Origin of the sequence: Paraburkholderia sp. RCC_158, from assembly GCF_041355255.1 — a bacterium.
Lineage (GTDB): Bacteria > Pseudomonadota > Gammaproteobacteria > Burkholderiales > Burkholderiaceae > Paraburkholderia > Paraburkholderia graminis.
This window is the reverse complement of sequence record NZ_JBFUPM010000004.1, coordinates 461,035-474,065: the sequence shown is the minus strand read 5'-3', so window position 1 is coordinate 474,065 and position 13,031 is coordinate 461,035. Positions and strand designations below refer to the sequence as shown.

The 13,031-nt window shown below is 58.3% G+C and carries 16 protein-coding genes and 1 pseudogene; 5 read left to right on the top strand and 12 right to left on the bottom strand.

Annotation, left to right across the window (positions count from 1 at the left end):
- Positions 1-849: 849 nt before the first annotated feature.
- The 8 genes from AB6809_RS11580 to AB6809_RS11545 form a co-directional block, all read right to left on the bottom strand.
- Positions 850-1,116 carry a hypothetical protein gene (locus tag AB6809_RS11580; RefSeq protein ID WP_371026706.1) on the bottom strand — a complete coding sequence of 89 codons (267 nt, stop codon included), beginning with the start codon at positions 1,114-1,116 and terminating at the stop codon, positions 850-852.
- 400 nt (positions 1,117-1,516) lie between these two features.
- Positions 1,517-1,675 (bottom strand): excisionase family DNA-binding protein, encoded by a 159-nt coding sequence (locus AB6809_RS11575; RefSeq protein ID WP_371026722.1) that lies wholly within the window; start codon positions 1,673-1,675, stop codon positions 1,517-1,519.
- A gap of 151 nt (positions 1,676-1,826) precedes the next feature.
- On the bottom strand, positions 1,827-2,147 hold the full coding sequence (locus tag AB6809_RS11570; protein WP_371026705.1) for a hypothetical protein: 321 nt from the start codon (positions 2,145-2,147) through the stop codon (positions 1,827-1,829).
- Between the two features lie 51 nt (positions 2,148-2,198).
- Entirely contained in the window at positions 2,199-2,600 is a 402-nt protein-coding gene (locus AB6809_RS11565) for a DUF6088 family protein (RefSeq protein ID WP_029967413.1), read from the bottom strand.
- A 7-nt stretch (positions 2,601-2,607) separates the two neighbouring features.
- Positions 2,608-3,000, bottom strand: a complete 393-nt coding sequence (locus AB6809_RS11560; protein WP_371026704.1) for a hypothetical protein — start codon at positions 2,998-3,000, stop codon at positions 2,608-2,610.
- Between the two features lie 95 nt (positions 3,001-3,095).
- Entirely contained in the window at positions 3,096-3,551 is a 456-nt protein-coding gene (locus tag AB6809_RS11555) for a hypothetical protein (RefSeq protein ID WP_371026703.1), read from the bottom strand.
- Positions 3,532-3,873 (bottom strand): hypothetical protein, encoded by a 342-nt coding sequence (locus AB6809_RS11550; RefSeq protein WP_371026702.1) that lies wholly within the window; start codon positions 3,871-3,873, stop codon positions 3,532-3,534. The genes AB6809_RS11555 and AB6809_RS11550 overlap by 20 nt, the downstream gene beginning before the upstream one ends.
- Positions 3,874-3,893: 20 nt before the next feature.
- On the bottom strand, positions 3,894-4,310 hold the full coding sequence (locus tag AB6809_RS11545) for a hypothetical protein (protein WP_371026701.1): 417 nt from the start codon (positions 4,308-4,310) through the stop codon (positions 3,894-3,896).
- A 382-nt stretch (positions 4,311-4,692) separates the two neighbouring features.
- Between AB6809_RS11545 and AB6809_RS11540 the strand changes: the two genes are divergently transcribed.
- Positions 4,693-5,322, top strand: a complete 630-nt coding sequence (locus tag AB6809_RS11540) for a hypothetical protein (protein ID WP_371026700.1) — start codon at positions 4,693-4,695, stop codon at positions 5,320-5,322.
- 334 nt (positions 5,323-5,656) lie between these two features.
- Here the strand turns inward: AB6809_RS11540 and AB6809_RS11535 are convergent.
- Positions 5,657-6,181: pseudogene (locus AB6809_RS11535) on the bottom strand (IS5 family transposase); the annotation flags it as partial.
- 174 nt (positions 6,182-6,355) lie between these two features.
- Between AB6809_RS11535 and AB6809_RS11530 the strand changes: the two are divergent.
- The 3 genes from AB6809_RS11530 to AB6809_RS11520 are packed head-to-tail and all read left to right on the top strand — an operon-like array spanning position 6,356 to position 7,479.
- Positions 6,356-6,808, top strand: coding sequence for a hypothetical protein (locus AB6809_RS11530; protein WP_371026699.1), 453 nt, complete (start codon positions 6,356-6,358; stop codon positions 6,806-6,808).
- 6 nt (positions 6,809-6,814) lie between these two features.
- Positions 6,815-7,129, top strand: coding sequence for a hypothetical protein (locus AB6809_RS11525; RefSeq protein ID WP_371026698.1), 315 nt, complete (start codon positions 6,815-6,817; stop codon positions 7,127-7,129).
- A 23-nt stretch (positions 7,130-7,152) separates the two neighbouring features.
- Positions 7,153-7,479 (top strand): hypothetical protein, encoded by a 327-nt coding sequence (locus tag AB6809_RS11520; RefSeq protein ID WP_371026697.1) that lies wholly within the window; start codon positions 7,153-7,155, stop codon positions 7,477-7,479.
- Positions 7,480-8,073: 594 nt separating this feature from the next.
- Here AB6809_RS11520 and AB6809_RS11515 read toward each other — a convergent pair.
- The 3 genes from AB6809_RS11515 to AB6809_RS11505 form a co-directional block, all read right to left on the bottom strand.
- Positions 8,074-8,781: an MgtC/SapB family protein gene (locus AB6809_RS11515; RefSeq protein ID WP_371026696.1), complete on the bottom strand. Its 708-nt coding sequence runs from the start codon at positions 8,779-8,781 to the stop codon at positions 8,074-8,076.
- A gap of 536 nt (positions 8,782-9,317) precedes the next feature.
- Entirely contained in the window at positions 9,318-10,124 is an 807-nt protein-coding gene (locus AB6809_RS11510) for an RMD1 family protein (RefSeq protein ID WP_371026695.1), read from the bottom strand.
- A 239-nt stretch (positions 10,125-10,363) separates the two neighbouring features.
- A complete protein-coding gene (locus tag AB6809_RS11505; protein WP_371026694.1) occupies positions 10,364-10,786 on the bottom strand; it encodes an HU family DNA-binding protein in 423 nt (140 codons plus the stop codon).
- Positions 10,787-11,076: 290 nt separating this feature from the next.
- Between AB6809_RS11505 and AB6809_RS11500 the strand changes: the two genes are divergently transcribed.
- Positions 11,077-12,852 carry an SWIM zinc finger domain-containing protein gene (locus AB6809_RS11500; RefSeq protein WP_371026693.1) on the top strand — a complete coding sequence of 592 codons (1,776 nt, stop codon included), beginning with the start codon at positions 11,077-11,079 and terminating at the stop codon, positions 12,850-12,852.
- Positions 12,853-13,031: the final 179 nt, after the last annotated feature.

The following is a 13,031-nucleotide window of genomic DNA, read 5'->3' as shown; positions in this document are numbered from 1 at the left end:
TCGAAACAGCGCAACGCCCAACCTCGCCGAATCGGTCACGTTCCCGAAATCAGCGGTCACGTTCACCGAAATACGCACATGCAATGACCAGCCACCCCGACTGCGTCTCCACGCTCACGCCAGACTCTTGACTGCGCACTAGACGTGCGCCGCATTTGTTCACAGCGAAGCGCATGCAAAAGAGTCCCGCGTGCGCAGGCAAGGCTTAGTCGAACGTCTTGATATCAATATGTTTGTGAGCAAAGAGAAGTAGCTCCTTCGTGCGCAGGCGAGAGTTTTGCCACCCCTTTGATTGCAAGAACGGCGAACAGCGGCTGGTGCCTCGAGGCTCAAGCGGGGGGTGCTCAACGAAAGCCTGCGCGTCACAAACATTTGCACGGGGTGGGGTTGCCGGTGAACGAAAGCCTGCGCGTCAAAGACTCTTGCCTTGTGCCTGTACCCCGGCGGGATACGGTATGACGGGGTACGGAAAACGGGTTTTCCGGGGACTCGCGAATATTCCGAAGGCGAGCGGCGGTTTTGCGGCGCTGCCGCGCACTCCGCCTGCGCATACCGACACGCCGCAAATCCACAGCGAGCCCCGCTCTGCTGCAAACAAAAAACCCGCTCGGAGACGGGCTCTATTCTCAACGCGTAAGCGCGTCAGTGTGAAACTTGAGTCGTAGCCTAGAAGGCTTCTGCCGCCCTCGCAAGGTCATCCGAGAGTCGGCGCGCACCTTCCGGCGTGAGCGGCATGTACGCGGCTTCGGCCTAGAGAGACAAGCCGGAAGTGCGGCCGGCGTTGACGGTGAGCACATCGATGTGGGATTTTTTCATGAGAGGGGGCTCGTTGATGTTGTGGTTGGCCGGTCAGTCTTCGGACGGCGTCGTTGCACTTACTTCCCCGAGAGCGGCCTCCAGCGCGAATCGAACGGCGAGCGAACGGGACACGCCTGGACGCGGCTGAGCGGTCATCGCAGCTTCCCGAAGGTGTTCATTGAAACTCGCGCGGTCACCGCCGAGCCGAGCAAGAAAGGCGTGGTAGACAACGGCCGGAATGCTGACTGAAGTGCGGAGACCGCCGGACAAAATTACGGGCAAGTGCTTCGCGAGTTCGATGTTCGAAGTGGTGGACATATGGGCTTCCGAGTGTGTTGGTAGATATCAGGCGCGTGTGCGGTTCGAGTTCCGCATACGACATATAGCGACCGGTTTTAAGCCACGGGCTATGCTTTTCAGTCCTGATATCAATCGGCCTTCGGGCAAAATACAAGGCTTGCGAGGGGTCTAAATGGAAGCACGCAGGGGCGGCGCCCCGGAGTGTTCCGGGTCGATTCGGGAGAAGTGGCCCCCCCGGTGCAGAGGGCGGAGCGCGGGTCGCTCGGCGCATAGGAAGCGAGAGTGCTCTCGGAAGATATGCTCCGTTAGGGCAAGGCTTTGCGGGCAGTGCCTGTGCGTGCATACAGGCTGTTTTTGTGTACACCTATTCAGCTGCTTGAGCGAAACTTCCGATTTACTCCCGCATCGCCGCAGCGCGCTATGCACGGCGCTGGTCGCAGTAAACTTCTGCCTCCGCACGGTCGACGCCCAGCCTGCCGTCAGTCGACTTGATTGCTCGCAAGGTTCCTGCGGAAAGGAATTTGCAGACATACGGGCCCGACACGTTCAGGCGCTGCGCCAACTCGGCGACAGTCATCATCGTTCATGTCATCCTCTGCTGCGACCGCGGATGAGCCGACCGATTGCGAGCCCTACGACGGCTGCACTCACCGGTATCACCAAGAGCAAATAGTTTTCGCGCCACACCTGCAGCAAGTCGACGTGCATCGAGCCTTCTTGTTCCATTGCTACCAGCCGAGCAGGGTCCGCAGTCGCTTAGTAAGCCAGTCCATCTCGACCACCTCGACCCAACCTTTGCGTTCCAAGTCCCGGCGCACACGCTGCAGCATTTCCTCGTGCGAGTGCTGAGGGTGTTTTGCTGCGTCCTTGCGTGCGACAGCGACAAGCTGATGCGCGAGGTGTTCGCACACGTCCCATCGCTCGAATCGTTCTGTCGCGGTAAGACCGACGACAAATTTGCCGTCAATCATGCGGCCGGCCACCTTCGGATGCGTGCCTGATAGCGCTGCGGGCGTCGTGTCCCAAGGGAAGTCTTCTGGTGCGGTCACAATAGATGCTCCAATTTGCGGGCGAGGTGCCGCGTCATCCCTAACGCCGGTCTAGCTTTTTTCATACTTTATTGTTCGGCTTCCGACCTGAATTTTTCGGCTTATCCGGCGCGCTCCTGTGCTAACCGCCCCGTCCATTGGAATTTGCGTTGTAGTTCCAGCGTTGTACTCGCGTGCAAGTTGCCCCGGCGAGACATCGATGCCGAGTTTCCGGAAAGTTTCGGCGGCAATGCTTTCAAAGGTGGCCGCCGGCGTCAACTGCCCGGTGAACTTGTTGATACGCGTTTTTGCGTACACGCCCTTGCTAACACGCACAAGCCTCCCATTGCCGACCAGCTTTGCGAGCACACGACCGACCTGCGCGGCGCTGCCCATCGGTGCGACTTCTGACCGCAAAACGACGACACCTCTGCGCCGTCGAATTGAGCGCACGATTTTGTCTTCAATGCGCATCTGAGCCCTAACCGCAACGCAGGTGCTTCACCAGCACTTTGAGAACAATTGTCGCGTCGTCGTCGTCCCTGTCCACAGCCACCGGCCCTACGGCTACCGACTGTGCGTCGTCGCGGACAATGCTTGCGCGTGCCAGCCCATCCTGAAGCAGAACATCAAGCCGAGCTAGCGGCGTTGTCCTGCCGCGCTTTTTGCGGCCAATAAACACCGTCAGTGCAGCGCCTTTTGGCGCCGGTGTGGCGTATCGCTCTGTGCACGTTGCAAGCACTTGTTGAGTCTCTTCCAGCAGCGTAAAAGGGGGCCTGCCGCCGGGGGTGGCGGAGCCTTCAATATCGCACAGGCGCGTCAATGCCGTAGCGTCGCCGTTGTACTCGCCCGCGTGAAATGTGACGGTAAGCATTCCGTCTCCTCGGTTGTCCGCAACCGTCGCCCCTGTGTACCCTGGCGACACGAAAAGCAGCTGAGCCAACTCCGCGACCGACATCAGGGCAGGCATCAGCGCTGGCCGGTGAGGAAGTCCCGCCAGTCGTACGCCCATGCGCAGTCCCGCGGCTCCCGGTCGCTTTCAATGAACGGGCGACTGGAGTGGGCCATGTTGCGGCGAAAGAATGTTTGTGCTGGCTCAGGAATTTCACGCATCCGTATGTACTGCGTGCCGTCGCTATCGTGCACGGGCACTTCTGGTAGCACAGGCCGTGGCGGCAGCGTCTCCACACCGCCGTTAAGTCCGGCGGCAATGCAGCGTGCCACCAAATCCCAAACGCTCGCAGACCATCGAGGGTATTTGCGCACAAATGCAGTGTCGCCAACGCCACCAAGCAGTTCCTCTTCCAGCAACACTTCATAGTCCGCCAGCGCGCCATTCTCGATGCGGCTTATGTCCGCAGTTGCTAGCACGCGCCTTCCCGACTCCCTGCCGCTTGGCCACAATTCAACTGTCACTTTGAGCATTGTCTTTCCGTCCGGTTCTGTGAACACGCTCTGCGAGGGCGACCGCTTCTTCTGGCGACATGGGCAGTGGCCCCAGCGGTGATACATGCAGCACCCAGCCGGCCAGTTTGCTAACAAGCGATGCGTCCTTCCCGGGCAGATTCATCGCCGCCAATGCACGTGCGACAACGGTCTCTGCGAACTTCTCGCCGCTGTCTGCGGACAAGTCCTGGGTGTCAACGAGTTGCAAACATGCGGTGTACAAAGCGTCGAAAGCTGCGCGAACGCGTGTGGACGCAGTAAGCGAATGGTCGCTGGCGTCCCGCATGAAAGCGTCGTACATGGCTTGCCTACTAATTCGCGTTAAAGGATGAATACGTTTGCCACCAGTCGCGGCCATGCCTTTCTCAGCCTTGAGGGCACGATAAAGGGGGCGTCGGGCAACGCACCTTCTTCGACTTCGGCTTGCGTGGGGTCACAGTGGTGCCATAGGTCGCGCTCCAGCAGAACGTGCTCGTAGAGCAGCGCCCAGCGGTCACGAAGCACCTCCGGTGAACAACTGGCCACCTGTGCGAAGAGGTCGGCGGACTGCACCGACCATGGTGCGGCGCCTTCCGGGTGGTCATCTGCGATAAAACTCGCTACTGCACGGTCCAGCCATTCGCGCAAACTCACTTCGAGCTTCTGGGCTGAAACGACTGCGGCCGCCATCATGCAGGGCGACATGTGCAGCAACGTTCGGATTCCTTGGGTACGTGTGTCTAAAACATCGGAATTCATTACGACCTCCTTGTTGCGTCGACACATCATCAGATAACGCTTCTAAAAGCGCACGAAAAATCGGTTACGAAATTGGTGACTACACGTCTTGTCACGGCCGCTGTTTGGTCGATTAACGACGAGGTCATCAAGATGAGAGGAAGAAAAGGCATCACGGCGGCAGACGTTGTTCGGGCGTGCGTCGCTCTGCAAAAACAAAGGCGAAGCTTGGGTCCGAGGAACATTCGCCTCGAATTGGGAAGAGGTAGCTACGGAACTATTGTTAGGCTCCTAAGGACCTTAGCCCTACGCCAGCAGGGGGACCTTTGATGCCAATCGGAAGACTGCTTTGCATCCCCACGTACTGGGTCGACGCACCGACGCGTCTAATTGAGGAAATACAATGAAGCCGTACATCGCGGAGGGGGTTCTTATCAGCGCAGGACGAGTGATGAGCCCCGAAGAGGTAGGCGAAAACCTGTCGTCGCGTCCAACACTCCGGAGCCGGGTGGGTGGTTGGTATCTCTGTGGCGATATCCATCGCGAGATGTACGATAAGCTGGTCGATACCAACGGCGCATGTCAGATGAGCTTGGGCATGGTCGCGACTGGCAGTGGTGGAACGTACGCAATTTTCGGCGTTGACGCGACGGTCTTCCGACACTTGTTCATCTTGCCCCTGTACGAACCGTCGGTCATAAGGCTGCTTGAATCTCTGCGTAGTCAGCCGATTCAGGTCTCCCTTGGGCGACAAGACGAAGATGCCGCGGTATTGCTAGGGGCGATGGTTCCGTGGGAAGCAGTGTCAGAGGTGCTTCGGCACCGTCAGCAGGGTCATGAACTTGCTGTGAAGGATATCTTCGCTGGAGGCAAATACGTTCTCGAACGAGTAAGGGCAATCGAGGTCAAAAAGCCGCTTGATGGCAGGTCATCTCCCGAACGGGCGAGCGTGACGTTTGTGATGCCTGAGGTCGCCTTGGCGTCCCGCGAGCAAATGGCCAGCGCGAATGTTGGTCGAAACGCCGTTCACTGAGCGCAGGCGCTCACTGTATTAGGGAAGACTGATTGATTTGGGGTTCGCACATGCGAACCCCTTCTTTTCCCGGTCGGCTTCTCAGTCGTGCCCGGTGTGCCCAAGACTAAGTTCGGATATCGACGAGCCAGTTGCATGGCCGTCTCGCGGCTACCTAGGTCAGTCGCACTGTCGGAGTTCGGACGGAAATGTTCGACCTCATCAGCAGTCGTCGAGACGTCCATATCCCTCGAAGCAGCAACTGAGTTCACTAGGCCGCGCTGTCAAGGTCAATCCCGACAACCTACAATCTGGACTGTCCCCGAAAGTACTGTACTTTTTTCATTTAGAGGCGTTAACAGAATGACTTTCGCAGATGTCGCCAGCATATGATGCAGCAAGGCGATTTTCATGAAGGCTTCGTGGATGAAAGCGAGGCGCTCGAAGCGAATACGCAGTCGGCGAAAGTTGTGAAGCCACGAAATGGTCCGCTCCACGACCCACCGTGTTTTGCCTAGAACGCTACCATGAGGCTGACCGCGCCGAGCGATTTCGGTTGCAATGCCGGCTGCGTGTAATGGACGTCGATATTTGTCGTGGTCGTAGCCTCTGTCGCCCTGAACGACCAGAGGCTTCGATAGCGGTCTGCCACGCTTGCCGCTTACGGGCGGGATAGCCTCGACCAGAGCATGGAGTTGAGTGACGTCATTGCGGTTGGCGCCGGTGAGTATTACCGCGAGCGGGATGCCCTGCGCCTCGGTGATGAGATGGCGCTTTGAACCGGGTCGCGCGCGGCCTGTGGGATTCGGTCCTGTTTTTGACCTGAGCCCACAGCGCAGATAGAAGAGGAATCGACGATGACGCGGGACCAGTCGATTTGTTTCGACGACGAAAAGGATATGGCCAAGCCGATACTCGACGATGAACTGTGGGCGGGTTCATCGAGTGTAAACAGCCCCTTCGCTCATTTTGTTAAAGGTTCTTAGTGCAGTAGAGGGAGTGCCTTATGTGACAAATCTTTGCGGGCGGTGCCTGTGCATGCATACAGGCCGGTTTGCGTACAGCCATTCCGCTGCTGAGCGAAATTCCATTTACTCCCGCATCGCTGAGCGCGCTCTCCACGGTGCCGCTCGCAGTAAACTTCTGCCTCCGCTCGGTCGACGCCCAGCCAGCCGTCAGTCGACTTGATTGCTCACCGAGCGCGGAAATTGACCCGCGCCGTCCGTTGTGGGAGCGCGTGTCGGAGGCCCTTCACGCCCATGGATATCAATGGCCGCTCGGCCCTTATACGGACGTCCGACAATTCACCCTTTTTGTTGAGCGACAAACAGCTGGGGACGCTGCGACGACGCCAGAGGCCTGCATACAAATCGTAGTGGACCGCGAAGATATTCATATCCGCATCGTTGCTGCGCCCGGTGCGACGCTTAATTCACAGACGTTACCGGCCTTGAGAAAGACGAATCTTATTAACCTTGCTAAGCGAGTCATCGCCCACCTGAGATGAGCCAACATGTACCTGACGACTTTCCCCGACGTGACGCCAGCGTCGCTGTCCGGAGCGCAGCCAAAACTGGCCGGGCGCCTCATTAACGGCAAGCTTGTCGTTGGGCAGACGGACGACGAGCGTTACCAACGATGGGAGGTATGTGAAGACCTCGCGCAGCAACTGGTCTCGAAGGCTCGAAAGGACGCAGCAAAGTATCCGCAGCATTCGCGGGAGGTCACTTTGCAACGCATGAGGCGTGCAATCGAGGCCAAAGGGTGGGTAAGCGTTGTGGAAGCGGACTGGCTTGTCGAACGGCTGCGGACATTGTTGGGCTGGTAGCAACTTACGGCGCAACGGCTCGAATGCGTATTGAATCTTCTGAAGACACTGCCGCAGAGTTCAAAGGCGTCGACCACGCCGACGTGCTCAATGTTTCCAAGGGAGCATATATGGACGAAACGATGACCGGACCCGAAGTTGCGGCGATGCTAAATGTGACGCCGAAGTATGTCGTGAACCTAATCCGTGACGGAAAATTAGCCGCGAGCGCAAACGAGGATGGCACATACGCCGTCGCAAGCACAGATGCGGAGGCCTACCGCTTGAGTGCAAAACGGCGCGGCCGCAAGGCGCTGGAAGAACTTGCACGCGTGTCGCAGGAAGCTGGAATCTACGGCAAACAAAAGTGACGGAGCAGCGGAATGCTGACAGGAAAAGCCACTACATCCCGAGATGCAGATATGAAGCGAAGTTCTGTGCCGCGAGCCCGCTGCTTGGCTAGCGCTAGATGATGACTATCTTCACTCCCCGCTTGATGCCGCGAAAACCTGGTGTGCAGGACCTACCTCCTCGGTGTGAGCAAGCCCGCGGTGCCGGGGGAGCTCAAGTCAAAACTGGAGCTGATATGCGATACGACCATCTCATTGCCGATGCACGCGATACCGGCCTGACCGAGTCCACGCGCGTACGTGCCGCGTTTGATGCCATTTATTGCTGCTCTCCGCAGCTAGAATCGTTGGTGCAGTCGTTGGCGATGCGAGGGCTGAACACAGACGATGCTTCGCTTGTGAGCCGGTTAGCCGACTGGGTCTTGCACGTCGCGCCGCTCGGGCCGCTGCCCATGTCGCCAAGCGAGGCAGTGGCGCTCGCGGAGCGCGTTCACAAAGTCACTGCAGGCAAGTAATGCTTTCTAGAGAGGACATAAGTGACCACTGGCTGCTCGTTCAGTTGCCAGTTTTTAACGGAGTCCAGGCATGACCATCGATGAAATCGCGAAGCCATGCTCATTCCGGCGTCGGTTCAACCTCAAGTCCTGCCCAACTGACGCTCGACACGCTTTTTTCCATGCTCAGCCGACTGGCAATCTGTTCGAGTTTGGGCTGGTCCTTCGGATGGACCTTCAATGTCGCCGTAACCTCAATACGATGCGGGTCATTCTCGTAGTCTCGGCTCGTCAGGCTCTGGAAGGACAGTGGCGCGGAAGACATTGAGTTCGACAGGGCCGCCCGGATATGAACTTCGTCGGCTTCGCGACAGACCACCGTAATGGTGTATTGCCGCACCAGGTCGGCGGCCGAGACCGGAGCCGTGTTGATGGCTCGGCTGACTTCGCGCAGGACGGTGTTGGTAAGCAGCACTACGCCGGTGCCGGCTAACGCTGGCCCAAAATGTCCTGAACCGCACAGGACGCGGACGGCAGCGGAACACCAGAGCGTGGCGGCCGTGTTGATACCTTGTATCGAGCCATTGTCACGCATGATGACGCCGCCTCCTAGGAAGCCAACGCCCGAGACGACATAAGCGGCAATCTGTGTCAGTCCCGTGGTTCCATTTCCGGTCAGTGCCCCGAGCGTAACGAAGAGGCAGGACCCACTAGCCACAAGCGTGATGGTCCGCAGACCGGCAGTGCGCTGGCGCATCTGGCGCTCTAGGCCGATGACCACGCCACACGCAAAGGCGGCAAGCAGCCGCAGGGTAAAATCGAGAGTCATGTTTGCTGGTTCGAGTTGTGCCGGCGGCGGCACGCGTGGTTCGGAAACGGGCTGAGCATCGCATGCCCACAAGACTGGATAAAGTCAGGCTTAATCTCACGAGCCGTCCTGCGTGAGTCGTCCCTGCCAGTCTGATGGTCTGGTGGCAGACGCGGTTTCTCTTACAACAGGGAACGAACGCGGCCGCGAACTCACGCGCGCAGCGGGGTGCCGAGCGGACGCGCGTAATCGCCGCGACTGAATGGCGCTAGTCTAGGTACACGGGATGGATAATTGCGGCGCACCGTTTGCCTGCTGGCAAGACGGCGGCTAAGAAATGAGAGCGCGGGCGTCCTGCCGGTCAGGCAGCGAAACTGTTCGAAAGTCGACTACTACAGAATTCCAAGGCGTCGGCCCCTTTTGTGAAGACGCGCGAATTTTATGTGTTGCTTTAAACCGAAGTCAACATGATTTGCTAAGCAGAGCGAATATCATTGCTTGGCCTAACTCTTTCAACGAGCAAGGAAAGAAAGGCGGAAGAAAGACAAGTGGATGACTCAGAAAAAGAACTTATGCGCCAGGTCCGCCAAACCAATCACGATTTCAAGGGCAATAAGCCCTATGACATACCATTCGAGGCGGTGAACATGCTTGGTTTCCGCGATTTCTGCCAGGGTTTGCGCAGTTCCAGAAATGAGCTGCAGCTTGCGTTCAAGCGCGGCTTGTCGCTCGTGCAGTTCGTATTCGTCCTCCAATAGTGCATAGAGGCCGCCGAGCTCCGGGTGTTCCCAAAGAGTCTCCGGCTTGTCACCGATTTCAGCCCGGCCGACCATGCGGTGTTCGATTAGGAGCATCCCGCCAATTTTTGAGAGTAGCGTTTTGGCGTCCGCGCTCACCTTTCCTGTTCTTGCCAGTTCCGATGCCAACGGAATGATGCTATCGAACTCGCTCGCGGTCTTGTCTTCGTACATCGACAGCACAAGGCTTTTACTGAGGCTGTCCGCTATCACCTGAGCCTTTTCCAACGTCAGCGCGTCGAGCCAGACTGCACCGCCTTGCACACCAACGTTCGTCTTGCCGCTCTGGATGGCGATTTCTTCGAGCTGAGGTCGCCCGTAGGCGTTGTACAGCAACTGAGCTAACGAGGAGAGAAACCGTTGTTCATCACCAAGCGACACACCAAAAAGCACGACGACGCCGTACCTGAAAAGAACGGCGATGCCGTCAGTGCCCCCTACCGTTACGGTCAGAGGCGTGGTGGCGAGTGAATCCGTGATTTTGAAGTTCTTGAGGTCAATCCGGTCGGCGATGAGATGTGCACGAGCCTGTACCTGCGGAAGCGAACTGATGGCAAGATTCGACATTTGGTACGCACTTCAATTCGTTGAAGTCATCGAAAGTATAGGTATGAACCCAATGCTGCGGTATGCGTTTGACCTACCGCAGTCCCGGACGTCGGAAGGCTCAGTCAGCAATGGGGAACACGCAGGCGTTGGGTTGCCATTGGGGCACAGGTACCGTAGCGAGCTCGGACCGCGTTACGTCGGAGATGCCATCAAAAAGCCCGCATGAAAGCGGGCTTCTGTAAGCAGCGACGTAGTCGTTAAACTGCCGCATCCTTCAGCTTTTTGAGCGGGCGCACTTTCAAACGCACTGTCGCCGGCTTTGCATCAAACCAGCGGTCTTCACCCGTGAATGGGTCCTTGCCAAAGCGCCTCTTCTTTGCTGGCACTTGCTGGACACCGATTTTAAGAAGGCCCGACAGCGTAAACTCACCGGCGCCCTTCTTGTGAACAGCGCCGAGAATAGTGTCTTCCAGTGCTGCCAGGACGGCCTTTGCCTGCTTCGGCTCGACGCCTGCTTGCGTAGCGACGTGGGTCGCTAGCGACGCCTTCGTGAACGTGTCCTTCAGCGGCTTCAGGCTGCTGTTCGCGGCAGCAGCTTTCTTTGTCGGCGCAGTAGCCTTCTTCGCTGCGGTCTTCGCCGCAGCGTTTTTGGCTGCAGGTTTTGCGGTCTTTGTTGCCATGTGGTTTCCTTTTCTTGGATGGTTAGCCGCTTAAGACGAAACACCTCGAGGCGAAGCGCTCGACACATGCGTCGACTTAAGCTGGCGGCAAGCGTATCAACGGTTCGCAGTCAACGCAAGCGGAAAAGTCCTTAAAACAAGGGCTTTTTTCTTCGCGCGCAATCACTGTCCGATGAAAACACGACGTCCGTTGACTCCAGCACGCACGGTGCTGCATAGACGTTCTACAACCAGGACGCTTTGGCTGTCAGGCTAGAATGGTCAGTAGCACAGGTCGATAGAGGCGCACGATGCCCAACACTTCTCCGCTTCACGATGTCCTTACCCTCGAAGAAATCCAGTCGCTCGTGGACACGAAAACGTTCGCTCGCGGCAAGGCGTACTTCCACGAGGGCGCCGTATCGCGCCTCGAGGAGCGAGATGGCGTCCTTCGAGCCAATGTCCGTGGCACGCATCGGTACAGCGTTGAGCTTGCCGTAGGTGACGACGGCGAGCTGACGTACGAATGCGACTGCCCGGTCGGCGCGGACGGCATGTTCTGCAAGCATGCCGTCGCAGTCGCACTTTCATGGCTGGAGAACACGGGTGAGGAAGTGTTCCACGCCAACGACGTCGAGCCTGCGAAACCCCGCAAGAAGCGCAAGACGTACGAGGAGCAGATTCAGGAATACGTTGCGACGCTGAACGAAGGCTCCTTGCGCGAACTCCTGCTGGAAGCAGTCGAGCGCGACATGGCGCTACGCGACAGACTGCTCTTTGCTGCGCGCGCCGCGGCGGCCAGCGACCTGCCGAGCATGAAGACAGCGGTCCGTCAGGCGACGCGCGTTTCGCGGCCTCTCGACTGGCGAGAGGCCGGCGCATATGGCGATGGCCTGATGTCGCTCGCGGACATGCTGCGGCAGCGGCTCGGCGGTCCTCAGGCTGCCGAGGTGGTCGACCTCGCAGAGTTGGCGATTTCCGGCGCGGAGAAGAGTCTTGAACAGATAGACGATTCTGGCGGCGATGTGATGCCAGGGATTCTTGAGCTAGCGGCCGTACACCTCGAAGCGTGTCGGCAAACCCGGCCAGACCCAACGAAGCTCGCCGAGCGCCTCTTTCACTTCCAGACCGAAGGAGTATGGGACACGTTCTACGACGTATTGCCAGCTTATGTCGAACCGTTAGGCGATACCGGACTGCGGAGGTACCGCGAACTCGTTGAGAGGGGGTGGGGCGCGCTGCCGCCACTGGCTCCGAGCAAAGAATTCCGTAGCTCGTTCGACCCGCTGCGGATGCGACTGGAGCGGGCGATGGAGAGGCTCGCGGAAAATGACGGTGATGTCGATGCACTGAATGTCATTCGGTCGAAGGACCTGTCGAGTCCCTACCGCTTTTTGCTGGTCGCAGAGCTTTGTGCAAAGTACGGGCGTTATGACGATGGTCTTGCGTGGGCCGAGCGCGGTGTCAAGGAATCCGGACAGAACCTGGACCAGCGTCTGCTTGATTTCTGCATTCAAGAGTACCTGCGTCGCAATGAATACGCGAAAGCTGATGCATTCGCGTGGCAACGCTTCGAGATGCGCCCCGTTGCGGAAGCGTTTGCGGCGCTAATGGATGTCGCCAGGACCACGGTCCGGCTTGAGGCGACGCGTGAGCGCGCGCTCAATCATCTATGGAGTCTCGTTCGCGCTGAAGAGGCGCCGACCAAAGCAAAGCGCAGCCACTGGCAAACGCCGAGCCGCACCGAACTGGTCAAGGTCTTTCTTGCCGAGCGCGACAGCGAGACCGCGTGGGAGGCGTTTTGCGGAGGTCCAGTGGCGGTAAACATGTGGGCAACGATGGCGGCCGTGCGCGGTAAGACCCATCCGCGCGACGCCATTGCGCTGTATCACCGCCTGCTGCCAATCGCAGCGGAGAGCGGAACACGAAACGCCCGATATGACGAAGCGTTCGGCATCGTGCGCACCATCGGGAAGTTGCGGGCCGAGCTGAACGAGCAGATTGTGTTTGCCGATGAACTCGAGACCGTTCGGCAGACATATCGCGCCAAGCGCAACTTCATGAAGCTGCTGGGAACACTGGGTTAGCCGTCGCTGTCGACTTATGCCGCCTGCAGACATCTGTGCAATATTATCGCGACCAGTGGAATCCGCCTAGTTGACGGTCATCGTGTCGGTGAAAAGCCGCACCGGAATAATGGCAGTCGGTTGGACATTGTCGAGGTGCACTACGTCCTGCGGAATCCCGCGAACTCGACGCGCGAATG